The sequence below is a fragment of the Fulverythrobacter ferritrahens genome (assembly GCF_020539485.1).
GTDB classification, from domain to species: domain Bacteria; phylum Pseudomonadota; class Alphaproteobacteria; order Sphingomonadales; family Sphingomonadaceae; genus Andeanibacterium; species Andeanibacterium ferritrahens.
This window is the reverse complement of the sequence record NZ_JACDXU010000002.1, coordinates 714,834-737,046: the sequence shown is the minus strand read 5'-3', so window position 1 is coordinate 737,046 and position 22,213 is coordinate 714,834. Positions and strand designations below refer to the sequence as shown.

The following is a 22,213-nucleotide window of genomic DNA, read 5'->3' as shown; positions in this document are numbered from 1 at the left end:
GATGGGCAGAAACTGGTTTCGCTTAACACCAATTCCACGATTAGGCCCCGCTCGTCAAATCCGCCCGCTCTGGCGGCTTGCAGCCTGCCGCAAGCCGCTTCAGATAGCAGGCGATGAGCAATGCAGCCACGACCACGATCTTCGAACGCATGTCCGCCCTCGCGCGGGAAACAGGCGCGATCAATCTCGGCCAGGGCTTCCCCGACCGGGAACATGCGCCCGAATTGCTGGAAGCCGCCCGGCGCGCGCTGGTGGAGAAATCGAACCAATATCCGCCCATGCGCGGGTTTGCCGAACTGCGCCGCGCGGTGTGCGACTATTATCTGCGCGAACAGGGGCTGGAGGTTACGGAAGAGGAAGTGGTGGTCACTTCCGGCGCGACCGAGGCGCTGGCCGCCAGCATCCTCGCCCTGATCCAGCCGGGGGACGAGGCGATCCTGCTGCAGCCCTGCTATGATGCCTATCTTCCGCTGATCGAGCGGGCAGGCGGCACGGCCAGGCTGCTCAATCTGGTGCCGCCGCACTGGACCATCCCGATGGAGCAACTGGAAGAGGCCATCACCCCGCGCACGAAGCTGATCATCCTCAACACGCCCAACAACCCCACCGGCACGATCACGCCGCGCGCCGAGCTGGAGGCGCTGGGCGCGCTCTGCGAGACGCATGACCTCACTCTGCTCTGCGACGAAGTGTGGGAGGGCATGATCTTCGACGGCACGCCGCATATCTCCCCCCTCGCCATCCCTTCGCTGCGGAACCGTGCAATCAAGGTCGGCTCTGCAGGCAAGATCTTCTCCCTCACCGGCTGGAAGATCGGCTGGGCCGTAGCCGCGCCCAAGCTGGCCGACGCTATCGCCGCACAGCATCAATTCCTGACCTTCACCAGCGCCACGCCGCTGCAATGGGCCGTAGCCGAAGGGCTGGCCCTGCCCCATCAATGGCACGAAGCCCACCGCGCCCAATATGGCGCCAGCCGCCGTCGTCTGGTGGAAGGGCTCGAGGCGGCGGGCTATGCGGTGCTGCCTTCCAGCGGCACATGGTTCGTCACGGTCGATCTCGCCGCATCGGGCCTGCCCGCCGATGACGAGCAGATGGCCGAACGCCTGATCCGCGAGGCGGGCGTGGTGACCATCCCCGTCTCCGCCTTCTATCACGACACGAAGGAAAAGGGCTTCCTGCGCTTCTGCTTCGCCAAGCAGGATGCGACGCTGGATGAGGCGCTGGGAAAATTGGCGGAGTTTCGGGCGGATTCAGTTATTTCGTCATCCTGAACTTGTTTCAGGATCCATTTCTCCGGATCGAGCGGCAGTGCGTGGGGAGAAATGGGTGCTGAAACAAGTTCAGCATGACGAAAATGAAAACCTCAATTCTTCGCCTTCAGCCCCACCGCCGCAAGGCCCGCCAGCGCGCAGGCCTCGTCATTGTCGGACGTATCGCCGGTAATCCCGATCGCGCCCACCACGGTCCCGTTCGCATCGCAGGCAATCACGCCGCCCGCCGCCGGGACCATGCCGCCCTCGCCCATGCTATCGACTGAGGCGATGAAGTGCGGGCGTTCCAGCGCCATATCGCCGATGGTGCGGCTCGATACGCCCAGCGCCAGCGCGCCTGCCGCCTTGCCGGTCGCCAGCTTCACCCGCATGTTCGATGCCCCGTCCTGACGCTGGCAAGCGATCATGTGCCCGCCCGCATCCAGCACTACTACGGTCAGCGGCTTCAGCGCCAGCTCCGTGCCCTTGTTCAGGGCGGCTTCGATCATGGCATTGGCCTGGGCAAGGTCGATACGGTGCATGCGGGTCAGCTCCACTTCACTTCGGGGGGAAGGCTCATCAAAATAGCGTCGATATTGCCGCCGGTCCGCAGGCCGAACAAAGTGCCCCGGTCATAGACGAGATTGAATTCCACATAGCGGCCGCGCCATTCGAGCTGGGCCTGCTTTTCCGCCTCGCTGAATTCCATGCCCATGCGCTTGCGCACGATCCGGGGGAAGACATCGAGGAAAGCTTCGCCCACATCGCGGGTGAAGGCGAAATTGCGTTCCCACTCGGCCAGGTCCGCGCATTCGAGGTGATCGTAGAAAATGCCGCCCACGCCGCGCGCCACATTGCGATGGGGGATGAAGAAATATTCGTCCGCCCACTTCTTGAACTTCTCGTAATAGGTCGGGTTATGGCCCGCGCAGGCGGCGCGAAAGGCCGCGTGGAAGGCTTCGGTATCTTCCTCGTAGGGAATCGGCGGATTGAGGTCTGCCCCGCCGCCGAACCACGCCTTGCTGGTGGTGAGGAAGCGCGTGTTCATGTGGACTGCGGGAACATGCGGGTTAGCCATATGGGCCACCAGGCTGATGCCCGTGGCGGTGAAGCCGGGATCGTCCTCGCTCGCGCCGTTGATCGTCTGGGCGAAGCCGGGGGCAAAATTGCCCATAACGGTGGAGACGTTGACGCCCACCTTCTCGAACACCTTGCCCTTCATCTGGCCGCGCACGCCGCCGCCGCCTGATCCATCGCCCCCTTCACTGCCTTCCGACGTCTCCCGGTCCCACGGGATATATTCGAAACTGGCATCGCTGCCCGCCTCACGCTCGATCGCCTCGAAGGCGGCGCAGATACGGTCACGCAGGCTTTCGAACCATTCGCGGGCCTGGGCAGTCTGAGGGGTCCAGTCAGTCATCACATCTTCCAGCATCATTGTAAGGCCGGCACCGTTGATAGCATCGAGCCTCCAACCCCTTGCCAAACCCGCCGCCTCACGGCAAGGCACTGGCATGGTTCCTCTTTCGTTCCAGCCCAGTTTCGGTTTCGCGCAGGAGGAATTCGCGCTGGTGGATGGCCGCGCTCTCTATTGGCCGCGCGAACAGGCGCTGCTGGTGGCGGATCTGCATCTGGAAAAGGCCAGCTTCTATGCAAGCCATGGCCAGATGCTGCCCCCCTATGACAGCCGCGAAACGCTGGCCCGGCTGGCGCAGGCGATCCGCGCCACCGGCGCGCGGCGGGTCTTCACGCTGGGGGACAATTTCCATGACGATGGCGGCGCCCTGCGGCTGGAACCCCATGCGGCGGGAATGCTGGATGCACTGACCCGCGCGGTGGACTGGGTGTGGATCACCGGCAACCACGATTCGCAGATAAGCGATCCGGCTGGCGGCACTCTGGTGGAAGTGCTGGAAATTTCGGGGATCATGCTGCGCCATCAGGCCCTGCCCGGAGAATTGCGGGCAGAACTTTCCGGCCATTTCCACCCCAAGTTCCGGCTGAGCGCGCGGGGCCGTTCGATCAGCCGCCCTTGCGCCGTGGTGGGATCGTCCCCATCTGGGGCTGGACGGATGATCCTGCCCGCATTCGGCGCGCTTACGGGCGGAATGGATGCTTCCGATCCCGCTATCCTTCAGGCCATGCAGCCCGCCCATCGGGTGGATGCAATCGTGCCGACAAAGGACCGTTTGCTGCAATTCCCGCTCTGGCGGGCGGCAGTATAATCGGACACGGCTGAAAACCTCGCCAAGCCCCCTTTCGCTGGCGAAAGAATCCCACTAAGACGCGCGCTTCGAAAACCTTAGACAAAAACGATTACAGGAGACCGCACAATAGCCCGTCCTCCCCGGCGAATGCTGACGCCCCCCGTTAAAAGCGGGCCGCGCTTCGACAATTTCATCCAGTCCGACAAGGTTCGCGTCATCGACGAGAATGGCGAGAATCTCGGCGTGATGTACACGAGCGAGGCAATCGAACAGGCGGCCGAAGTGGGCCTGAACCTGGTTGAGGTGTCGCCCAATGCGGATCCGCCAGTCTGCAAGTTCCTCGATGTGGGTAAATACCGCTACGAGGCGCAGAAGAAGGCGAATGCTGCGCGCAAGACGCAGAAGACGCAGGAAATCAAAGAAATCAAGATGCGCCCCAACATCGACACGCATGATTATGACGTGAAGATGCGCAACGTGAACAAGTTCCTGCTGGAAGGCGACAAGGTGAAGATCACCCTGCGCTTCCGTGGCCGTGAAATGAGCCATCAGGAACTGGGCATGAACCTGCTGAAGCGGGTGCAGGAAGATGTGGCCGAGATCGCCAAGATCGAAGCCTATCCCCGGCTTGAAGGCCGCCAGATGCTGATGGTGCTGTCGCCGAAATAAGCGGCGCCTCTATCGCAGAACCTCGCAAGGGCGCGCCGCAAGGTGCGCCTTTTGCTTTTGGGGCCCGGCCATTTGGCAGCACCACGTCACGCCTTGGCGGGAGGTTCCCATAATTCGATGGGATTGCCCTCGGGATCATGGATGCGCGCGAAACGGCCGACATCGGGATGATCCCATTCTTCGCGAGTCTCCACCGCCACGCCTGACTGGCGCAGCCGCTCTATCAGCGCGGCGATGCCCGCCACCCGCAAATTGACCATTACCTGGCGGTCTGCCGGGAAATAGGCACTGTCGCGCGGGAACAGCGAATAGACCGTCGGCCCGCCCTCCGCCTGCCAGAACCATGCTCCATCGGGCGCAGCCTCTCCGCCCGCCGTGACGGTGAAACCCAGATGATCGCGATACCAGGCGGCAAGCGCAGCAGGATCGCTCGCCCGGAGAAAAACGCCGCCAATCCCCAGAACCTTGCCCTCGGCCATTGCCAGACTCCTTGCCACGAGCCGCATCGAAGCTAGGATCGCGCCAGGGCGAGGTAAAGGGGGCAGAAGTTGGCGCAAAATGGTGCCTTGAGGGCGAAGCATATCGGCCTTGCAGCCGGGATCGCCGGTTTTGTCCTCACACTGATTCTGCCCGCGCCTGCGGGAATGCCTCCGCAGGCGTGGACCGTGGCCGGGCTGACCCTCTGGATGGCAGCATGGTGGATGACCGAAGCGGTGCCGCTGACCGCCACGGCCCTGCTGCCTTTCGTCGTCCTGCCTTTCGCGGGCGTGATGAACGCCAATGAGACGGCGTCCGCCTATTATTCGCCCATCCTGTTCCTGATCCTGGGCGGTGCATTCCTCTCGCTGGCGATCGAGCGGACCGGGCTGCACCGGCGGCTGGCCCTCGCCATTCTGGCGCGCGTGGGCACGGGAGGAGGCAGTACGCGGCTGCTGCTGGCCTTCATGCTGGCCACGGCCGTGCTTTCCATGGGCATATCCAATACTTCCACCGCGCTGATCATGATGCCCATGGCGCTGGCCGTGCTGGATGGCGGAGGCGCCTCCGCCCACGACCGCGAGGGGCTTTCAGGCGCCCTGCCGATGGGCATCGCCTTTGCCGCCTCCATCGGTGGGCTCGGCACTATCGTGGGCAGCCCTACCAACGCCATCGCGGTGGGCCTGCTGGAAAAATCCATCGGGTTGAACATCAGCTTTGCAGAGTGGAGCCTTTACGGAATGCCCATCGTGCTGCTGGGCATTCCACTGGCGGCCTTCATCATTTCCCGCGTTCAGAAGACGGCGCAGCATCCTTTCGATGTCGATGCCGCGCGGCAGGCAATCGCCTGCTCGCCCGAATGGTCCCTGCCTGAAAAGCGGCTCGTCCCGGTCATCGCGCTGGCCTTCATCGCATGGATGGCCCAGCCCTTCCTCGAAACCATGCTGCCCAAGGGATCGCTGACCGACGGAACCATCGGCGTGATCGCGGGCATCAGCCTGTTCCTGCTGCCCGATGGAACCGGCCGCCCGATGCTGGTGTGGAGCGAGGCGGACCGCGCGCCATGGGGCGTCATCATGATGTTCGGCGGCGGGCTGGCGCTGGCGGCGGGGATGACCGCATCGGGGCTGGCGGACTGGCTGGGCCAGTCGCTGCTCCCCCTCTCCTCCGTGCCGCTGCTGGTGGTGGCGCTGGCCGTGGTGGCCATGGTGGTGGTGATCACCGAATTTGCCAGCAATGTCGCCACCGCCAGCGGGATCATCCCGGTGGTGGCCAGCCTGATCGTGGCGCTGGGCGCCGATCCGGTCCTGCTGGCCGTACCCGCCGCCATGGCCGCGAGCTGGGGCTTCATGCTGCCCGCAGGAACCGGCCCGAATGCCATCGCCTGGGCCACGGGCCGCATCCACCTGCACCGCATGGTGGGGGCGGGGGTGGCGCTCGACATATCGGGCGCGGTGCTGATCGTGGCCGCGGTCTGGGGCGTGGCCGCGCTGGTGAACTGACTATCCTCTCAGCGCCGATCCAGCCCGTTCTGCTTGAGGAAGGCCGATAGCTGATCCGCCACGGCGCGATTGTTCATGTCCATGAAGGGGATGTGAGTATTGCCCTTCAGGCCCGCATCGGTGAGCTTCAGGATCCTGGCATTTCCGCCGCGCTGGTTGATCAGTTCCACGAATTGCTCGCACTGCTTCAGGCTGGCGGGCCAGGTGGCGGAATCCGCGATATTGTCGCCCCAGACGAATTGCAGGGGGATCTTCGTCAGCCGGTTGAATTCCTCCTCGGTCACGCGGATCGGGCCGAAGGGGCCTTCCGGCCGATCTGGCCCCGCCCCTTCGGGGAAAGGAAAGCCCGGATTTTCATAGGCCACGATGGCCTTTACATTGCTGCTCTGCGTCGCGGCCAGCAGCGCGCGCAGGCCGCCCGCCGAATTGGTCAGCACCACGCTGGGCCCCACCTCGTCAATCGCCCTGGCCCCGGCCGCCGCTTCGAGGCGGACATTTTTCACAATGTCGAATTCCTCGTAGCGGGCGCGCATCGCCTGTTCATAGGCGCGCTTGTCATCCTTGGGGAATTGCACGCCGGGGAACCATTCGCCGAAACTCTTGCCAAAGCGCCAGGCCGTGAAATTGCCCTGATCGCGGCCGATGCCGGGCTTGTAGGTATATTCCTCGCAACCCCAATTGGCCCGGCCCACGCGCGGCCCGTCCCACAGATAGGTGGCAAAGCCGCGCTTCAGGAAGATGTCACGGAACCCTTCGCCCCCGTCCCAGCGCCGCTGCCACACCAGCGCGCTGGAACTGTGCCACATGAACAGCGCGGTTTTCCGCGCCCTTACCGGGATCTGATATTCGACATAGCCGTGATCGCAATGGAGCGAAGATTTGGCCGGATCGCCCAGCACCTTGCCACCTGCGGCAAAGGCGCCCTGCCGTTCCAGCACGATCCGCCCCGGCTCTGTCTGCCCGCGCCCGGCGGCCTGAAGAGCGCCGCCACCCAGAGCTGGCAAGGCGGCCAGCACTGCTGCCAGCACAGCAAGTTTGCGAACTTTCACCCCGGATACGGCCTTCATCGCATTCTCCCCATTTTCCGCCAGCTTTGGGCGGACAGGCAAAATGCGCTTGCCTCAACCTGCCCCTATTCTTGATGCTTTTTCCATGGGCGGGCGCGGCGCGGCGCACCGCCGGCCCTAACCCTTCCAGGTCCGCCGCTCCTCCGCCTGACGCAGCACTTCGTAGGCAACCTGGAATCTCTGGAACGCCTTGGCGGCTTCGGCATCCCCCGGGCGCACATCGGGGTGGACTTCCTTGGCCCTTGCGCGCCAGGCCTTCTTCACCGCCTCGAAATCGGCATCCGCTTCCAGCCCCAGCACTTCCAGTGCGCGCAATTCGTCCTGGCTGCGGCTGCCATCGCCCGATCCGGCCCAGCCATAATGCGATGCTTCCGCATAGCCGGAATTGGCGCGCTGCTCGCTGCGGGCACGCTCCTGCGTCTCTTCCTCGTCCAGCCCTTCGAAGTAATTCCACTTCGAATTATACTCGGCCGCATGCTGCTGGCAGAAATACCAGCGGTCCGGGCTGTTGGGCGATTTGGGGGCGGGGCAATTGCCCGGCTCGGTGCACCCATGCCGGTCGCACAGGCGCACGGAAGTTGCCTCGCGCGAGCTGCCATAGGGCCGCCAGCGGGGAAAGCCCCAGTCGAGCGATCTCTTCGCCCTGCTCATTGAATGGATTCCTTGAACATCACTTCCAGACATAGGCGTTCGCCTGCCCCCCTGCCAAGGGCGGAAGGGGCGACACTTTGCGACAAATGCTGCATTGCAAAAGCGATTGGGGGAACTATCTCGCGTGGTGAGGAGTTATCAGGCACCGTGAGCAAGCAACTTGCCCTTTCCGCGGCCTTTTCCATCTTCGCGATGGCGGCCTTCGTGCTGAGCACGACCCCGTCCGCTCTTGAAGCGGATGGCGCCCTGCGCAATTCCGTTGCCCTGCCCCAAAGCGTTGCGGGCGCCCCGATCGAAATCGAAGCGCCCGCCGGATTGTTTCAGCTGCCGAAAATCCCGGCGCTGCAATTCGCCGCCGATTAGTCGATAGTAATCGTAGCCGCGCGGCGGTTCTGTGCCCATGCGGCCTCGTTGGAGCCAAGCGCCACGGGGCGTTCCTTGCCATAGCTGACCGTGTTGATGCGGCTGGCATCCACACCCAGGCTGACGAGATAGTTCTTCGCCGCATTGGCGCGGCGTTCACCCAGGGCGATGTTGTATTCGCGGGTGCCGCGTTCGTCGCAATGCCCTTCGATGGTGGCGCGCTTGGCCGGATACCGCTGCAGCCACTGGGCCTGCGCGCGCAGGGCGGCCTGATCGTCGGCATCGATATCGAACTTGTCCGTATCGAAGAAGATCACGCTGCGGCCCTGCATCTGCGCCATGAAATCGGCATTGCTGCCAGGAACCGGACCGGTGGGCGTAGGGGTGGGACGCGGAGCTGCCGTTTCGACAGTGGCAGGCGGAGGAGGAAGCTGCTCGGGCTCAGCCTTTTTGGAACAACCGGCAACAGTGATTGCGGCGGCGAGGGCGGCGAGGGAAACAAGACGTTTCATATATTCTCTCCTTCGAAGCGGGGCCAACAGGGGGGAAAAGTTAGTCGGTAATATCCTAATGTATCACTTTTACGGCAGAACAGGACCCCATGCCGGGTCGGACGCGCCAACGGGGGTGGGCAGCCTGCGTTCATTGCGGCCGGTGAGGTCCACCTGCCAGAGCGAAGCCTCGCCCGAATTGCGCGCATTGCGGAAGAACTGCACAATCCGGCCATTGGGAGCCCAGGTGGGCGCCTCGTCCTGCCAGCTATCGGTCAGGTGGCGCACATTCTTGCCGTCGGGCGTCATCACCGCGATGCGGAAATTGCCGACGATATGCGTGAAGGCGATCTGATCGCCGCGCGGGCTCCATTCCGGCGTGGCCGCACGGCCGCCGAAGAAGCTGATCCGGCGCTGGTTGGTGCCATCGGCATTCATCACATAGATCTGCTGGCTGCCCGAACGATCGCTCTCGAACACGATTTTGCTGCCGTCGGGCGAGTAGGAGCCGCCCACGTCGATACCGGGGCTATCGGTCAGCCTCTCGCTCTGGCCGCCCTGCACGGACACGCGATAGATGTCGGTATTGCCGCCCACGGCCATGGAATAGAGAATCCACTTGCCATCGGGGGACCAGCGCGGCGCGAAAGTGGGATTGTTGTTTCGGGCCACAAGGCGCTGTTTGCCCGTCCCGATATCGTAGATATAGATGCTGGGATTGCCGTTCAGATAGCTCAGATAGACGATCTGCTTGTAATCCGGCGAATAGCGCGGGGTCAGCGCAGTGGCCTGGCCATTGGTGATGAAGCGGTGGTTCGCGCCATCGGAATCCATGATCGCCAGCCGCTTGATGCGACGATCCTTGGGGCCGGTTTCGGCGATATAGGCGATCTTGCTGTCAAAGAACGGGCTTTCGCCCGACAGCCGCGAATAGACGAGGTCCGCACATTTATGCGCCGCACGGCGCCAGTCGCTGGGCGGAACCACCCAGCCTTCGCGGACCAGTTCGTTCTGCAGCTTCACGTCGTAGAGATAGCAGCCCACGGTCAGGCGGCCATCGTCGTTCGCGCGGACGTAACCCTGCACCAGCATTTCCGCGCTGCGGGCCTGCCAGTTGGACCATTTGGGGGAGGTGATTTCGGGATATTCCGGGCGCGGCAGGCTGTCCGGCCCGACCGGGCGGAACAGGCCGTTATTGCGCAGATCGGCCGTGATGACCCGCGCCAGCTCGCGGCCCAGTGCCGCCGTGCCTTCCGTATTGGCGGCGGTGGAGACATTGGCATTGGTGGCAAAGGCCGGGATGGCAATGCCCAGATCCTGCCACGCGCTGTCATCCGTGACGGAGCCGGACAAGCCGCCTTCGTCATCATCCGGGGCATTCGTCGCCGGAACGGAGAGAGCGCCAGCGCCTTCCTGTGCGTGCACCGCAACCGGGGCCAAGATCAATGCAATGAGGGCAACATACTGTTTCATCGGGAAGTATTCCTATCGAAACGCCAATTGCGGACGCGCTTCCAGTGGTCGTAATATTGCTCGGGCAAATCGAATGGCGCTGCAAGCTGGACAGCCCGGATCGCCAGTTCCGCATGGCGCGCAGCCTGCGGCCGGTTGGAGTCGGTCAGCCCGCTCTGGCTCTTCAGGCGCGGCCTGCCATTCAGGCTCCCGTCCGGATTCAGATCCCAATCCAGAAGAGTCACCAGCTTTTCAACGTCCACCCCCTGGGGTGCGTTCCAATGGGGCCGCAACTGGCGCGAGATCGCGCTGGTGAGCGATGCCTGTTCCGCAGGGCCGAAAGCTGCCGCGGGCGCACCGCGAGAATCGCTGCGCTCACCCGCACCGGCTCCGGCGAGGAAATTGTCGCCCAGGCGGCTGCCGCCCGCCGGTTTGGGCTGGGGCTTGGCCGAAGCCTGTGCCGCCGGCTTTGCTGCGGACGAGGGTTTGGCCGCCGGCTTCGCCGCCGGGGACGGCCTGGGCGCGGGCCTGGGCTGGGGCACCTGCGCGGCCTTCGGCACAGGTTTAGGAGCGGGCTTGGGCGCCGGCTTGCGCGGCTCGGGCTTCTTCGGTTCCGGCTTGGGCTGTGCGACAGGTTCTGGCTCGGGCGGCGGGGCAAAGGAGGGCGCGAGCGTGGGCGCCACCGCAGCGTTCGAATCCTGCGACGGATTGGGCGAAGTGGAGGTCAGCGAAACCTCGTCAGCCAGGCTCACCACCATGCGTTCCGGCACCGGGACATGCGGCGGCTGACGCGAGGCGTTGAACACCAGCGCCCCCAGCAACGCCAGATGCGCTGCTGCGGCGATCGCAAGCCCAAGTTGTTCTTCCTTCCGAAGATGCGCGATCTGCATGGCCCGACGCTACGGAGCGCTGACTGAACTGTTGGTGACCAGCGAAATCGAATTGAACCCGGCATGGTTCAGCTCGCCCATCACCGAGATCACCCGTTCGTAACGCAGCGATCGGTCCGCCCGCAGCGTAACCAGCGGGGGTTTCCCATCGGCATCGCGCGGCACGTTTTCCAGCCTTGCGGCCAGGGCGATCTCGTCCACCGGCTCCTCATCGAAATAGATCGCGCCGGTCTCGTCGATGGAGATGGTGATCTGGTCCGATTGCTGATCCATGGCGCTGGCGCGGCTATCGGGCAGGTCCACCGGAACCGCCGCATTGAGCAGCGGCGCGGTGACCATGAAGATGATCAGCAGCACCAGCATCACGTCCACCAGCGGCGTGACGTTGATTTCCGCCATCGGCGCGCGGCGGCTGCGGCCGCGCCTGCGCCGACTGGGGGAAGAGGCTACACCGATCGCCATCAGACGCGCTCCAGCTCGCGGCTCATCTTCGCGCTGAACCGGTCCGCAAAGCGCTGCAGCCGCGCCTCGAACAGGCCAACGCGATTACTGAAGCGGTTATAGGCGATGACCGCCGGAATGGCGGCAAACAGCCCGATGGCGGTGGCAAAAAGTGCCTCCGAAATACCGGGCGCAACCACCGCGAGCGAGGAATTCTGCTGCTGGCCAATCTGGAAGAAGCTGTTCATGATGCCCCAGACCGTGCCGAACAGGCCGACGAAAGGCGCGACCGAGCCGGTGGTGGCAAGGAAGTTCAGCCGGGCCGCCAGATTGTCCGATTCCTCGGCCACCTGGCCTTCCATCGCAGTAGCGATGCGCTGGCGCACCCCTTCGCGATCGAACCCGGCGCGCGAGGTGGACTTGCGGAATTCGCTCAGCCCCGCAGCCGCAATGGCCGCGGAAGGGATCGACTGGCGGCGGCGCTCGCCCAGCAGGGCTTCCGGATTGTCGAGTCTGAGAAATTCACCTTCGAAATCCTCGCACCGCCGCCGCAGCGAACCCATGCGCAGGCTGAAGGATACGATGATGGTCCACACCCACAGGCTGGCGAGCAGCAGGCCGCCCATCACCACCTGCACCACGATGTCGGCATCGAGGAAGAGCTGGATCGGATCGAGGCGGCTGGGCGCGGAAGAAGCGGCCAGGAAAGCAAGCTGGGTCATGCGGTTCCTTCTGGAGCAAGCAGATTGGCGAAGGCTTCGCGCCAGGCGGCTGGCTGGCGGCGCGGGCGGCCTTCGGGAGAAATGAAGCCGACGCGGACATCCGCCTCGGCCAGGAGAAGATCGCCACGAAACGCCTTCTGGCGCAGGGTAACGCTGGCGGCGCCGAGGTCCAGCGCATGGCTCTGGATCAGCACCGCATCGTCAAGCCGGGCAGGCGCGGCATAGCGGATGGTCAGGCCCGCCACGGCATAGACGCCCTCCCCCGCCTCCTGCGCGGCGCGCTGGTCGATCCCCAGCAGGCGCAGCATGTCGGACCGGGCACGTTCGAACCAGCGCAGATAATTGGCGTGATAGACCACGCCCGACAGGTCCGTATCCTCATAATAGACGCGCACGGCGAACTGGTGGCGCCAGCTGCCGTTCGGGCCTTCGAAACGACCGGTTGGGGGTTCGATCTGCGTCACCATCTTCTCCCGCAGGGGTGTAGCCGGTTGCCGACTCGCTCGGCAAGAACGGCTTTTTTACATTGCGGGATGAACCGTTGATGGCCCGCGATCAGCGGATGAGCATCGGCCCCAGCGGCGCCCCGCCGAACAGGTGAACGTGCAGATGCGGCACTTCCTGCCCGCCATGCGCGCCCAGATTGGACAGCAGGCGATAGCCCGGCTGCACCAGGCCAAGCTCCCGCGCGACATGGCCTACCGCGCGCACGAAGCCCGCGATTTCCTCTGCCTGCGCCCGCGCGGAAAAATCGTCCCAGCTGACATAGGCGCCCTTGGGGATCACCAGAACGTGAACCGGCGCCTGCGGGGCGATATCGTGAAATGCCAGTGCCCATTCATCTTCGAAGACGGTCTTGTTCGGGATTTCCCCTCGCAAAATCTTCGCGAAGATATTCTGGTCGTCATAGGGCAAAGTGGCGTCGATCGGCATCATTCGCTCCGCGAGGCTTTTTCAACGAGGCCGGATGTCCCTTCCCGCCGGTCAAGCTCGGCCATGATGCTGGCCAGCGGCACCTGCTTTTCGGCCAGCAGCACCATCAGGTGGAACAGCAGATCGGCCGCTTCGCCCACCAGGTCCTCCTCGCTGCCGGACAGGGCGGCGATCACCGTCTCCACCGCTTCCTCGCCCAGCTTGCGCGCGATCACGGGCAGGCCGCGTACGTGCAGCTTGGCGACATAGCTGGTATCTGGGGAAGCACCCATGCGCTGGGCGATGGTCTGTTCAAGGCGGGTAAGCGTATCCATGGCCCGCGACATGGACAGGGCGCGGCCTGCGGTCAAGCGTTTGGGGCTGTTGTCACAGGCAGAGTTGCGCGCAATGCGCGAGGCAGATCAGCCGCGTGCAGGCAAACCCGCAGCGCGCAGGGCCGCATGAGCCTCGGCAATGGAATAGGTGCCGAAATGGAAGATGGAGGCCGCCAGAACCGCGCTCGCCCCGCCCTTGGTCACGCCTTCCACCAGATGATCCAGCGTGCCCACTCCGCCGCTGGCGATCACCGGCACGGAAACCGCATCGGCAATCGTGCGGGTAAGCTTGAGATCATAGCCCTTTTGCGTGCCGTCCCCGTCCATGGAGGTGACGAGCAATTCGCCCGCGCCCATCTCGGCCAGCTTCACGGCATGTTCCACCGCGTCGATCCCGGTCGCGCGGCGGCCGCCATGGGTGAAGATTTCCCAATGGTCATGGCTCCAGCGCGCATCGACCGAAGCGACGATGCACTGGCTGCCCATGCGCTCAGCAATCTCGCTCACCACTTCGGGGCGCGTGACGGCGGCGGAATTGACCGCCACCTTGTCCGCCCCTGCCAACAGCAGCGCGCGCGCATCCTCCACACTGCGCACCCCGCCGCCCACGGTCAGCGGCATGAAGCAAACTTCCGCCGTGCGGCGCACGATGTCGATCAGCGTGCCGCGCCCTTCATGCGTGGCGGAAATATCGAGGAAACACAGCTCGTCGGCGCCCGCTGCATCATAGGCGCGGGCCTGTTCCACCGGATCGCCAGCATCCTTGAGATCGACGAAATTGACGCCCTTCACCACGCGGCCATCGGCCACGTCGAGACAGGGGATGACGCGAATGCGGACGGTCATGCTCGCTTACCTTTGCGCGTGGCCTTCGACAGGCTCAGGCTGAGCGGGTGTTGGAATGCCGGCCACAAGGTCCGCTCATGCTGAGCTTGTCGAAACACACGCGCCAAGGTTACAGTCACGCCCGCCCCGCCATCTGGATCGCCGCAGCCAGATCGAGCCGCCCTTCATACAGCGCACGGCCCGTGATGACGCCTTCGATCCCGTCATCCGCATGGATGGTCAGCAGCCGGATGTCATCCAGCCCCTTCACCCCGCCGCTGGCGATCACGGGAATGTCCACGCGCCGGGCAAGGTCCACCGTCGCTTCGATATTCACGCCCTTGAGCAGACCGTCACGGCCGATGTCAGTGAACAGCAGGCTGGCAACGCCCGCATCCTCGAACCGGCGGGCCAGATCGACCACCGGCACGTCGGACACATCGGCCCAGCCTTCGGTCGCGACCATGCCGTCGCGCGCGTCCACGGCCACTACGATCCCGCCGGGAAATTCGCGCGCCATGTCCTTCACGAATTCCGGATCTTTCAGCGCGGCGGAGCCCATCACCACGCGGGCGACGCCCAGATCGAACCAGCCTTCCACCGCCTCGCGATTGCGGATGCCGCCACCCAGCTGGACATAGCCGGGAAAGGCCTCGACAATGGCTTCCACGGCCTCGCGGTTTTCAGCCCGGCCCGCGAAGCTGCCGTCCAGATCGACCACATGCAGGTGCTGGGCGCCCGCTTCGGCAAAGATCAGCGCCTGCGCGGCGGGATTGTCGCCATAGATGGTGGCGCGGTTCATATCGCCTTCGGCAAGGCGCACCACTTGTCCGCCCTTGAGGTCGATGGCGGGGAATACGATCACGGCTGCCACTCCAGGAAACGCTTCAGAAAGGCGAGGCCATAGGCCTGGCTCTTTTCGGGGTGGAACTGCACCCCCAGCAGATTGTCGCGCGCCACGGCGGCCACCAGCCCGCCGCCATGATCGGTCATCGCGGCGACATGCTGGCCGTCATCCGGCACGAAATGATAGGAATGAAGGAAATAGGCCTCGCCCGGCTCGATCAGCTCCGACCCGTCGTGATGGGCGCTGGGGATCACGTCGTTCCAGCCCATATGCGGAATCTTGATCGCCGGATCGGTGCGCTCGATCGGGCGAACCTCACCCTTGATCCAGCCAAGGCCGGGGCATTCGCCGAATTCAAGGCCACGGCTGGCGAGCAATTGCATACCCACGCAGATGCCCAGAAAGGGCACCCCGTCGCCCAGCACCCGCTCTTCCATGGCGTCCGCCAGCCCTTCGATGGAGGTCAGCCCTTCGAAACAGGCGCGGAACGAGCCGACGCCGGGCAGCACGATCCGCTTGGCCATGCGGACCAGTTCCGGGTCTGCCGTGACCATCACCGATTCCGCCCCGGCCGCGACCAGCGCGTTCTTCACCGAATGGAGATTGCCGGCGCCGTAATCGATCAGCGCGATAGGCTCAGCCACCAAGCTGCCCCTTCGTGGAGGGAATCGCCCCGCCCTTGCGCGGATCGATTTCCACCGCCGTGCGCATCGCGCGGGCGAAACCCTTATAGGTCGCCTCGCAGATGTGGTGGTTGTTCTGGCCGTAGAGCAGCTCGATATGCAGGGTGATGCCCAGCGTTTGCGCGATGGAGTGGAACCAGTGTTCCACCAGTTCCGTATCCAGCTCGCCCAGCTTTTCCTGCGTGAAACCGGCATGCCACACGAAATAGGGGCGGCCGGAAATATCCAGCGCCACGCGCACCAGCGTCTCGTCCATGGGGGAATAGGCCGCGCCATAGCGGCCGATCCCGCCCCGGTCGCCCAGCGCCTGGCTGATCGCCTGGCCGAGAGCGAGGGCCGAATCCTCGGTCGTATGGTGCTGGTCCACATGCAGATCGCCCTTCACCTTCAGGGTGACGTCGATCAGCGAGTGGCGGCTGAACTGTTCGATCATGTGATCGAGAAAACCGATCCCTGTGGAGACGTCATAAGCCCCCGTCCCGTCGAGATTAACCTCGACGAGGATTTCGGTTTCCTTGGTGTTGCGCTCTATCCGGGCTGTACGCATGGCTCGCCTATAGGCCCGTGGGCACGGGAATCAATCACCTGCAAGCCATTCAAAACGGCTTGACCGGACGGACAGCCGCCGCCACTTGTGCCGCATGAGCGACGATACGCCCGACAGCCTGATCCCTTACGACGAAATCGTGCAAGAGGCGCTGCGCGCCGTGGTGGGCCGAGTGCTCGGCGAAGTGCAGGCCACCGGCGGCACCCTGCCCGGTGCACATCATTTCTACATCACCTTCAAGACCGGGGCGCCCGGCGTCTCGATCCCCACCCACTTGCGCGAACGCTTCCCTGACGAGATGACCATCGTGCTCCAGAACAAGTTCTGGGATCTGAAGGTGGACGAGGATGGCTTCACCGTGGGGCTGAGCTTCAACCAGGTGCCCGCCAAGCTGGACATTCCCTTCTCCGCGATCACGGCCTTCGTCGATCCGGCAGTGGATTTCGGACTGCAGTTCCAGGCCGCCGTGGACGATCTGGAGCCCGAGCCGCATGACGATGCGGAAAACGATTCGCGCGACAGCGATAGCAAGCCCGCCGCCATCAGCGATGACGGGTCGAATGTCGTAACCGTGGATTTCGGGCGCAAGAAATAATGCACGATCCGGCGGGGACGCCGGGATCAGGCCGAGCCAGGGAAGCGGAAGGCACACCATGGCAAAAAACACAGGGGCAAAAGACACCGGGGCAAAAGACACCGGGGCAAAAGACACCGGGGCAAAAGACAGCCCAGCGGAAGCGAGTGGCGAAAAATCGCCCGGCTCGACGCTGGCCGGCCTTGCCCTGCGCCAGGGCGCGAAACTCGCCCGCCGCTCCATCGACAAGCGGCTGAGCATCGGCGGAATCTCGGCAGGCGATGTCGATTCGGCCTTCACTGCCCGCGGCCTCGTCAGCACCATCGCCCTCACTGCCGCCACGCGGCTCGCCACCCGGTCCGTTCCCGGCGCTGTGATTGTAGGCAGCGGATTGGTGGCAAAGGCCCTGTATGAGCGGCACAAGCGCAAGCGCGAGGAAGCGGAACTGGCCGCGCAGGCCGCCCCCGCTGCTGAAAAGCCTGCCAAAAAGAGCAGCCGATCCCCTTCCCGGTAACAGGCAGGCTTGATTCCACCCGCCCCCTTGCTGCAACAGCGCGCATGGCCAACCAAGAGACCCTGCACCGCCGCGGCTTGATGTTCATCCTCTCCTCGCCCTCCGGCGCGGGGAAGACCACAATTGCCCGCAAGATCCTCGAGCGTGTTCCGGGCATCGCCATGTCGGTATCCGTCACAACCCGCCCGATGCGCCCCGGCGAAGTCGACGGGAAGGATTACCACTTCGTGGATCGCCCCACTTTCGACCGGATGGTGGAAGAGGAGGAATTCCTCGAATGGGCGGAAGTGTTCGGCAATTGCTATGGAACGCCCAAGGCCCAGATCAAGGCAGGCCTGCGCGCCGGGCAGGATTTCCTGTTCGATATCGACTGGCAGGGGACCCAGCAGCTCTATCAGCGGATGGAAGTGGACGTGGTCCGCGTCTTCCTGCTGCCGCCCAGCATCGAGGAACTGGAAGGCCGCCTAAGGGCCCGCGCGACCGATGCCGAAGAAGTGATCCGCAGCCGCATGGACCGCGCCCGCAGCGAGATCAGCCATTGGGACGGTTATGACTACGTCGTGATCAACGAGGATGTGGAGGGCTGCTTTGAAAAAGTGCGCGGCATCCTGGAAGCCGAACGCCTGAAGCGCATGCGCCAGACCGGCCTGATCGACTTCGTCCGCGAGTTGATGCGGGAACCCTAGGGTTTCGGGGTTTGGCGTTCGTAGAGGCGCAGAGGGAATGCCTTTAGGCGCAACCCTCCCCGCACCTCCTCAGCCTCTGCGAGCGCCCGAAAGCCGCATGCGCGGCAGCCCCACTCTCTCTCCGCGTCCCCGCGTCTCCGCGTGAAACCCTTCCACATCACCCACGCAATCCCGCCAGCGGTCCCAGCCTTCGCTGGGATGACGACAGGGGGATGGTGTAGATGGGTACGGGCACAATTGGCGATTTGACTTGACATGATGAACCGTTTCGGTTATATGCCCCGGCACATTGCAGGACTACCAACCCTGCAATTACCTACCAGTCCGGAGGTGCGCGTAGTCGACCGCAAGCCTCCCTTGTTCAACAGAACAACGCGGCCGGCGCGGGTGTGTGCTCCCTTGGGCGGTTCTCCCAATGGCAATGCCTCCCAGCGCTCAGACGCGGATGATCGGATGTGTGGTGCTCTCCTCTGCCCGTGCACACCTGTCCCTGGAGGACGGGCTCTCCGGGACGGATCACCGCCAGTGGCGCGAGATGATCACTCGCGAGGGAAAGCACGCCGCACGCGAGCCCGTGGCGCCTTTCCTGGCCGATCACCGATCAAAGGGCCGAACCCAAGGCGCTGCGGATGGGCGCCCGGTCTCTCGCAACTCCCTCCGCCCGCTCCGCACGCGCCTCAGTTCCTGACGCCGTGCCGGCCGCGCGATTGGTTTGTTCTACACGCTGGCGTTACGTCCGGGCTCGCCGCCGGATGGGGGTCTGTGCTTGCCGCCCCCTGCTCAACCCTACCCACCCCATTCACCCACATGCGCTCATCCCAACCTGCGCGCCAGCCTTACCAGCAGGGCAATCAAGGGCGGCACCAGCACTATCGACAAGGTCACCTTGGCCAGTGCCTGCCCCAGGATAAGGTTTCCGATCGGCCGCACGCCCAGAAAGGCGATGGTGATGAAGATCAGCGTATCGACCACCTGGCTAAGCATGGAAGCAATTGCCCCGCGGACCGCGACCAACCGCCCACCAAGCCCCGCCAGCTTGGAAAAGATCAGCACGTTCAGCGTCATCGACACGCCATAGGCGGCAATGCCCGCCACCATCAGCCGCCCGCTCTGCCCCAGGATGATCGGGAAGGCATCCTGCGCCGGGAGATACATGCCCGGATCGGTGGGCAGTTCGATCACCAGCCAGGTCAGCAGGATCGCGGTAATAAGCGGCACGAAGCCGAAGCGGACCAGCCGGTCGGCCACCGGCCTTCCGTAAAGCTCTGCCACGGCGCTGGAAATCGCCACCAGCATCAGGAAGGGAAATATCCCCGCCTCCACCGCCAGCGGGCCGAGCGCCACCTGCTTGGCCCCAAGCACGCCCGCGATACAGGTCATCCCGCCATAGAGCAGGGCGAACAGGAACAAAGGCTGCGGAATGCCCTGAGCGGCGGCGGAAGGGTTGGGTGCGGGCGAGTCCATGGCCCTGCCTATTGCGCAATGCGGTATTTGAAAAGCGGTTCGCCCTGCAACCTGTTTGACCTTGGCCGGATCGGCACGGCATAGTCGGTTCCGGACTGGAATCACGCGCCGCCGTGGCGCCTTTGCGAAAGGGGCCATCGCATTGCTCATCAACCTGGCCGGGATCGCCGCGATCCTGCTTATCGCGCTGCTGCTTTCCACCGGCAGGCGGCATATTCGCCTGCGCGTGGTGGGCGCGGCCTTTGCGCTGCAGGCAGGCATCGCGCTGATCGTCTTGCGCACGCCATGGGGCAAGGCTGCCATCCTGGGCATGGCCAACGGGGTTTCGGCGCTGCTTTCCTATGCCGACAAAGGCACCGAATTCCTGTTCGGCGCCCCGGCAGATAATCCCCTGTCCGGTACTTTCGCGCTGGGCGCTCTGCCGGTGATCATCTTCTTCGCCTCGCTCGTTTCCATCCTCTATTATCTTGGCATCATGCAACGCGTGGTGCGCTGGGTGGGCGGCGCGATCGGCTGGGTCACGGGGATCAGCCGCGTGGAATCGCTGGGCGCGGCGGCCAATATCTTCGTCGGCCAATCGGAAAGCCCGCTGGTGGTGCGCCCCTATCTCGCGGCACTTTCCCCCTCGGGCATCTTCACCCTGATGACTGTGGGCATGGCGGGTGTGGCTGGCACTATCCTGGCCGCTTATGCCGGTGTGCTGGGCCTCCAATATCTGCCCTATCTGCTGGCCGCCGCCTTCATGTCCGCGCCGGGCGGCATCTTGATGGCCAAGATCATCATGCCGGACGAAGCACCCGCCCCGCCCGAGCCGGAGGGCGAGATCGCCCTGCCCAAGGCCCGCATCAGCGCGGAGGGCCCCGCAGCCCTGACCGAGGGCGGGGAAAAGCCGCATGAAGTGGAAGTGGCGCAAACCTTCGAGGATGGCGTGCGCCCCGCCAATATCATCGAGGCCGCCGCGCAAGGCGCGCAGACCGGGGTGAAGCTGGCTGTGGCGGTGGGCGCGATGCTGCTGGCCTTCGTTGCGCTGGTGGCGCTGGCCAATGGCGTGCTGGACGGGATCGGCGGCTGGATCGGGATCGAAGGGCTGACCTTCCAGCGCCTGATCGGATATGTCTTCGCGCCCGTAATGTATCTCCTCGGCATCCCCTGGAACGAGGCTCAGCTGGCCGGCGGGTTGTTCGGCACCAAGGTGGTGCTGAATGAATTCGTGGCCTTCATCGATCTGGGCGCGATGGATTCCTCCATGCTGTCGGACCGCAGCCGCGCCATCATCACCTTCTCGCTCTGCGGCTTCGCCAATTTCAGTTCGATCGCGATCCAGATGGCCGTAACGGGAGGCCTTGCGCCGAACCAGCGCCCGGTGATCGCCCGGCTGGGCCTGCGCGCGCTGGCCGCCGGTTCCCTCGCCAATCTCATGAGCGCGGCGCTGGCCGGGCTGTTCCTGTCATTCTAGGCATTAAAACCATGGACAATATCGCCACCGTCTCGCTTTCCCGCCCCCTTGCCGAAATGGCGGACGAACTGGGCAACAGCTTTCGCGACTGGGGTTTTGCCGTAGTGTGCGACCATGGGTTGCCGCCCGATCTGGTGACGAGGGCCTGGGAGCTGACGCGCGCCTTCTTCGCCCTGCCCGACGATGTGAAGCGCGGCTGGCACATCCCCGGCACGGGCGGCGCGCGCGGCTATACGCCCTTCGGCATGGAGCGGGCCAAAGACGCGCAGGTGCATGACCTCAAGGAATTCTGGCACATCGGGCGCAGCCTGCCGCCGGGCGATCCGCTGGAACGCTATATGCCGCCCAATGTCTGGCCCGAGGGCCTTCCCGAATTCCGGGAGACCTTCGAGGCGCTATATTCCGCCTTTGAGATAGCCGGGGGGCGTATCCTTTCCGCCATCGCCCTGCATCTCGGGCTGTCAGAAGACTGGTTCGACCCTACGGTGGAGGACGGCAATTCGGTGATGCGCCTGCTGCATTACCCACCGCTGCCCGAAGGCGCCCCGGAAGGCGCGATCCGCGCCGCCGCCCATGGGGACATCAACGCGATCACCCTGTTGCTCGGCGCGGAGGAAGCCGGGCTCCAGTTGCTGACGGCGAAAGGTGAATGGCTTCCCATCTATCCGCCCGAAGGCGCGCTGGTGGTGAATATTGGCGACATGCTGGAACGGCTGACCAATAACCGGCTGAAATCCACGCTGCACCGGGTCGTGAACCCGGTTGGCCCCGCCGCCCGCCGCTCGCGCTATTCGATGCCGTTCTTCCTGCATTTCCGGCCGGATTTCATGATCGAAACACTGCCCGGCTGCGTGGATGCCCAACATCCCGACCTCTATCCCGAGCCAATTTCCAGCCACGAATTCCTGATGCAGCGCCTGCGCGAAATCAATCTGGCCTGAGTCGCCTCCCGGCTGCTGCAAACCGGCGATTGGCGCCAGCCGGGCCATGTCCGCCCCGGGGGAAAGCGGGCGGCGCGTAAAAAATCCCGAATTGTTGCAACGCAGCAACAATTCGCCAAAAACCGCGCAAATTCAAGCCGTGCAACGCCATATTACGTTGCGTTGCAATACGACGTTGCGACTGTAACCAATCCGTCAAAAAACAGACATGGTTGCGTCTCGAACCAACCATACGGCACGGCCACGA

General features: G+C 64.2%; 28 protein-coding genes. 10 read left to right on the top strand and 18 right to left on the bottom strand.

Going from position 1 to position 22,213, the window contains the following annotated elements; translation table 11 throughout:
• Positions 1-113: 113 nt before the first annotated feature.
• Positions 114-1,271: an aminotransferase gene (locus H0274_RS11640; protein ID WP_226795602.1), complete on the top strand. Its 1,158-nt coding sequence runs from the start codon at positions 114-116 to the stop codon at positions 1,269-1,271.
• A 92-nt stretch (positions 1,272-1,363) separates the two neighbouring features.
• Here H0274_RS11640 and H0274_RS11635 read toward each other — a convergent pair whose 3' ends face one another.
• Both H0274_RS11635 and hemF read right to left on the bottom strand, forming a co-directional pair.
• Positions 1,364-1,792: a GlcG/HbpS family heme-binding protein gene (locus H0274_RS11635; protein WP_226795601.1), complete on the bottom strand. Its 429-nt coding sequence runs from the start codon at positions 1,790-1,792 to the stop codon at positions 1,364-1,366.
• Between the two features lie 5 nt (positions 1,793-1,797).
• The gene (gene hemF / locus H0274_RS11630) at positions 1,798-2,670 is read right to left on the bottom strand and encodes an oxygen-dependent coproporphyrinogen oxidase (RefSeq protein WP_226795715.1); all 873 of its coding nucleotides are present in this window, start codon (positions 2,668-2,670) and stop codon (positions 1,798-1,800) included.
• Positions 2,671-2,764: 94 nt separating this feature from the next.
• Between hemF and pdeM the strand changes: the two genes are divergently transcribed.
• Together pdeM and infC are read left to right on the top strand one after the other, a co-directional pair.
• Complete coding sequence (gene pdeM, locus H0274_RS11625; RefSeq protein WP_226795600.1) at positions 2,765-3,475, top strand: ligase-associated DNA damage response endonuclease PdeM; 711 nt, start codon at positions 2,765-2,767, stop codon at positions 3,473-3,475.
• Positions 3,476-3,604: 129 nt separating this feature from the next.
• Positions 3,605-4,126 carry a translation initiation factor IF-3 gene (gene infC, locus H0274_RS11620; RefSeq protein WP_226795599.1) on the top strand — a complete coding sequence of 174 codons (522 nt, stop codon included), beginning with the start codon at positions 3,605-3,607 and terminating at the stop codon, positions 4,124-4,126.
• Between the two features lie 86 nt (positions 4,127-4,212).
• Here infC and H0274_RS11615 read toward each other — a convergent pair whose 3' ends face one another.
• Positions 4,213-4,605: a VOC family protein gene (locus H0274_RS11615; protein WP_226795598.1), complete on the bottom strand. Its 393-nt coding sequence runs from the start codon at positions 4,603-4,605 to the stop codon at positions 4,213-4,215.
• Positions 4,606-4,674: 69 nt separating this feature from the next.
• Here H0274_RS11615 and H0274_RS11610 point away from each other — a divergent pair, with 69 nt between their 5' ends.
• Positions 4,675-6,105 (top strand): SLC13 family permease, encoded by a 1,431-nt coding sequence (locus tag H0274_RS11610; RefSeq protein WP_226795597.1) that lies wholly within the window; start codon positions 4,675-4,677, stop codon positions 6,103-6,105.
• Positions 6,106-6,113: 8 nt separating this feature from the next.
• Here H0274_RS11610 and H0274_RS11605 read toward each other — a convergent pair whose 3' ends face one another.
• Both H0274_RS11605 and H0274_RS11600 read right to left on the bottom strand, forming a co-directional pair.
• A complete protein-coding gene (locus tag H0274_RS11605; RefSeq protein WP_226795596.1) occupies positions 6,114-7,172 on the bottom strand; it encodes an alpha/beta hydrolase in 1,059 nt (352 codons plus the stop codon).
• Positions 7,173-7,289: 117 nt separating this feature from the next.
• The gene (locus H0274_RS11600; RefSeq protein WP_226795595.1) at positions 7,290-7,823 is read right to left on the bottom strand and encodes a J domain-containing protein; all 534 of its coding nucleotides are present in this window, start codon (positions 7,821-7,823) and stop codon (positions 7,290-7,292) included.
• Positions 7,824-7,970: 147 nt separating this feature from the next.
• Between H0274_RS11600 and H0274_RS11595 the strand changes: the two genes are divergently transcribed.
• Entirely contained in the window at positions 7,971-8,186 is a 216-nt protein-coding gene (locus H0274_RS11595; RefSeq protein WP_226795594.1) for a hypothetical protein, read from the top strand.
• Here H0274_RS11595 and pal read toward each other — a convergent pair.
• The 12 genes from pal to hisB all read right to left on the bottom strand — a co-directional run bounded on the left by pal (position 8,183) and on the right by hisB (position 16,331).
• Positions 8,183-8,698, bottom strand: coding sequence for a peptidoglycan-associated lipoprotein Pal (gene pal / locus H0274_RS11590; protein ID WP_226795593.1), 516 nt, complete (start codon positions 8,696-8,698; stop codon positions 8,183-8,185). The two genes, H0274_RS11595 and pal, sit on opposite strands and share 4 nt — an antisense overlap.
• Positions 8,699-8,767: 69 nt before the next feature.
• Complete coding sequence (tolB, locus tag H0274_RS11585; RefSeq protein WP_226795592.1) at positions 8,768-10,150, bottom strand: Tol-Pal system beta propeller repeat protein TolB; 1,383 nt, start codon at positions 10,148-10,150, stop codon at positions 8,768-8,770.
• Positions 10,147-11,019, bottom strand: coding sequence for a hypothetical protein (locus H0274_RS11580; protein WP_226795591.1), 873 nt, complete (start codon positions 11,017-11,019; stop codon positions 10,147-10,149). Before H0274_RS11580 ends, tolB begins: the two co-directional genes overlap by 4 nt.
• A gap of 9 nt (positions 11,020-11,028) precedes the next feature.
• On the bottom strand, positions 11,029-11,481 hold the full coding sequence (locus H0274_RS11575; RefSeq protein WP_226795590.1) for an ExbD/TolR family protein: 453 nt from the start codon (positions 11,479-11,481) through the stop codon (positions 11,029-11,031).
• The gene (tolQ, locus tag H0274_RS11570; protein ID WP_226795589.1) at positions 11,481-12,182 is read right to left on the bottom strand and encodes a protein TolQ; all 702 of its coding nucleotides are present in this window, start codon (positions 12,180-12,182) and stop codon (positions 11,481-11,483) included. The genes H0274_RS11575 and tolQ overlap by 1 nt, the downstream gene beginning before the upstream one ends.
• Positions 12,179-12,649 (bottom strand): YbgC/FadM family acyl-CoA thioesterase, encoded by a 471-nt coding sequence (locus H0274_RS11565; protein WP_226795588.1) that lies wholly within the window; start codon positions 12,647-12,649, stop codon positions 12,179-12,181. Before H0274_RS11565 ends, tolQ begins: the two co-directional genes overlap by 4 nt.
• A gap of 88 nt (positions 12,650-12,737) precedes the next feature.
• Positions 12,738-13,115: a histidine triad nucleotide-binding protein gene (locus H0274_RS11560; protein WP_226795714.1), complete on the bottom strand. Its 378-nt coding sequence runs from the start codon at positions 13,113-13,115 to the stop codon at positions 12,738-12,740.
• The gene (locus H0274_RS11555; protein ID WP_226795587.1) at positions 13,115-13,429 is read right to left on the bottom strand and encodes a phosphoribosyl-ATP diphosphatase; all 315 of its coding nucleotides are present in this window, start codon (positions 13,427-13,429) and stop codon (positions 13,115-13,117) included. The genes H0274_RS11560 and H0274_RS11555 overlap by 1 nt, the downstream gene beginning before the upstream one ends.
• A gap of 87 nt (positions 13,430-13,516) precedes the next feature.
• Positions 13,517-14,275 (bottom strand): imidazole glycerol phosphate synthase subunit HisF, encoded by a 759-nt coding sequence (gene hisF / locus H0274_RS11550; protein ID WP_226795586.1) that lies wholly within the window; start codon positions 14,273-14,275, stop codon positions 13,517-13,519.
• A 115-nt stretch (positions 14,276-14,390) separates the two neighbouring features.
• Positions 14,391-15,119 carry a 1-(5-phosphoribosyl)-5-[(5-phosphoribosylamino)methylideneamino]imidazole-4-carboxamide isomerase gene (gene hisA / locus H0274_RS11545; RefSeq protein WP_226795585.1) on the bottom strand — a complete coding sequence of 243 codons (729 nt, stop codon included), beginning with the start codon at positions 15,117-15,119 and terminating at the stop codon, positions 14,391-14,393.
• On the bottom strand, positions 15,116-15,745 hold the full coding sequence (gene hisH, locus H0274_RS11540) for an imidazole glycerol phosphate synthase subunit HisH (RefSeq protein WP_226795584.1): 630 nt from the start codon (positions 15,743-15,745) through the stop codon (positions 15,116-15,118). Before hisH ends, hisA begins: the two co-directional genes overlap by 4 nt.
• Positions 15,738-16,331 carry an imidazoleglycerol-phosphate dehydratase HisB gene (gene hisB / locus H0274_RS11535; RefSeq protein ID WP_226795583.1) on the bottom strand — a complete coding sequence of 198 codons (594 nt, stop codon included), beginning with the start codon at positions 16,329-16,331 and terminating at the stop codon, positions 15,738-15,740. Before hisB ends, hisH begins: the two co-directional genes overlap by 8 nt.
• 94 nt (positions 16,332-16,425) lie before the next feature.
• On the opposite strand from hisB, the gene H0274_RS11530 reads away from it, so the two are divergent.
• Genes H0274_RS11530 through gmk form a run of 3 tightly spaced genes read left to right on the top strand, consistent with a single transcriptional unit; the run spans position 16,426 to position 18,105 of the window.
• Positions 16,426-16,926 (top strand): SspB family protein, encoded by a 501-nt coding sequence (locus H0274_RS11530; protein ID WP_226795582.1) that lies wholly within the window; start codon positions 16,426-16,428, stop codon positions 16,924-16,926.
• Between the two features lie 58 nt (positions 16,927-16,984).
• A complete protein-coding gene (locus H0274_RS11525; RefSeq protein WP_226795581.1) occupies positions 16,985-17,419 on the top strand; it encodes a hypothetical protein in 435 nt (144 codons plus the stop codon).
• A gap of 44 nt (positions 17,420-17,463) precedes the next feature.
• A complete protein-coding gene (gmk, locus tag H0274_RS11520) occupies positions 17,464-18,105 on the top strand; it encodes a guanylate kinase (protein ID WP_226795580.1) in 642 nt (213 codons plus the stop codon).
• 813 nt (positions 18,106-18,918) lie between these two features.
• Here gmk and H0274_RS11515 read toward each other — a convergent pair.
• The gene (locus tag H0274_RS11515) at positions 18,919-19,569 is read right to left on the bottom strand and encodes a queuosine precursor transporter (protein ID WP_226795579.1); all 651 of its coding nucleotides are present in this window, start codon (positions 19,567-19,569) and stop codon (positions 18,919-18,921) included.
• A 136-nt stretch (positions 19,570-19,705) separates the two neighbouring features.
• Here H0274_RS11515 and H0274_RS11510 point away from each other — a divergent pair, with 136 nt between their 5' ends.
• Together H0274_RS11510 and H0274_RS11505 are read left to right on the top strand one after the other, a co-directional pair.
• Entirely contained in the window at positions 19,706-21,025 is a 1,320-nt protein-coding gene (locus H0274_RS11510) for a NupC/NupG family nucleoside CNT transporter (RefSeq protein ID WP_226795713.1), read from the top strand.
• A gap of 11 nt (positions 21,026-21,036) precedes the next feature.
• On the top strand, positions 21,037-21,966 hold the full coding sequence (locus H0274_RS11505) for an isopenicillin N synthase family dioxygenase (RefSeq protein WP_226795578.1): 930 nt from the start codon (positions 21,037-21,039) through the stop codon (positions 21,964-21,966).
• Positions 21,967-22,213: the final 247 nt, after the last annotated feature.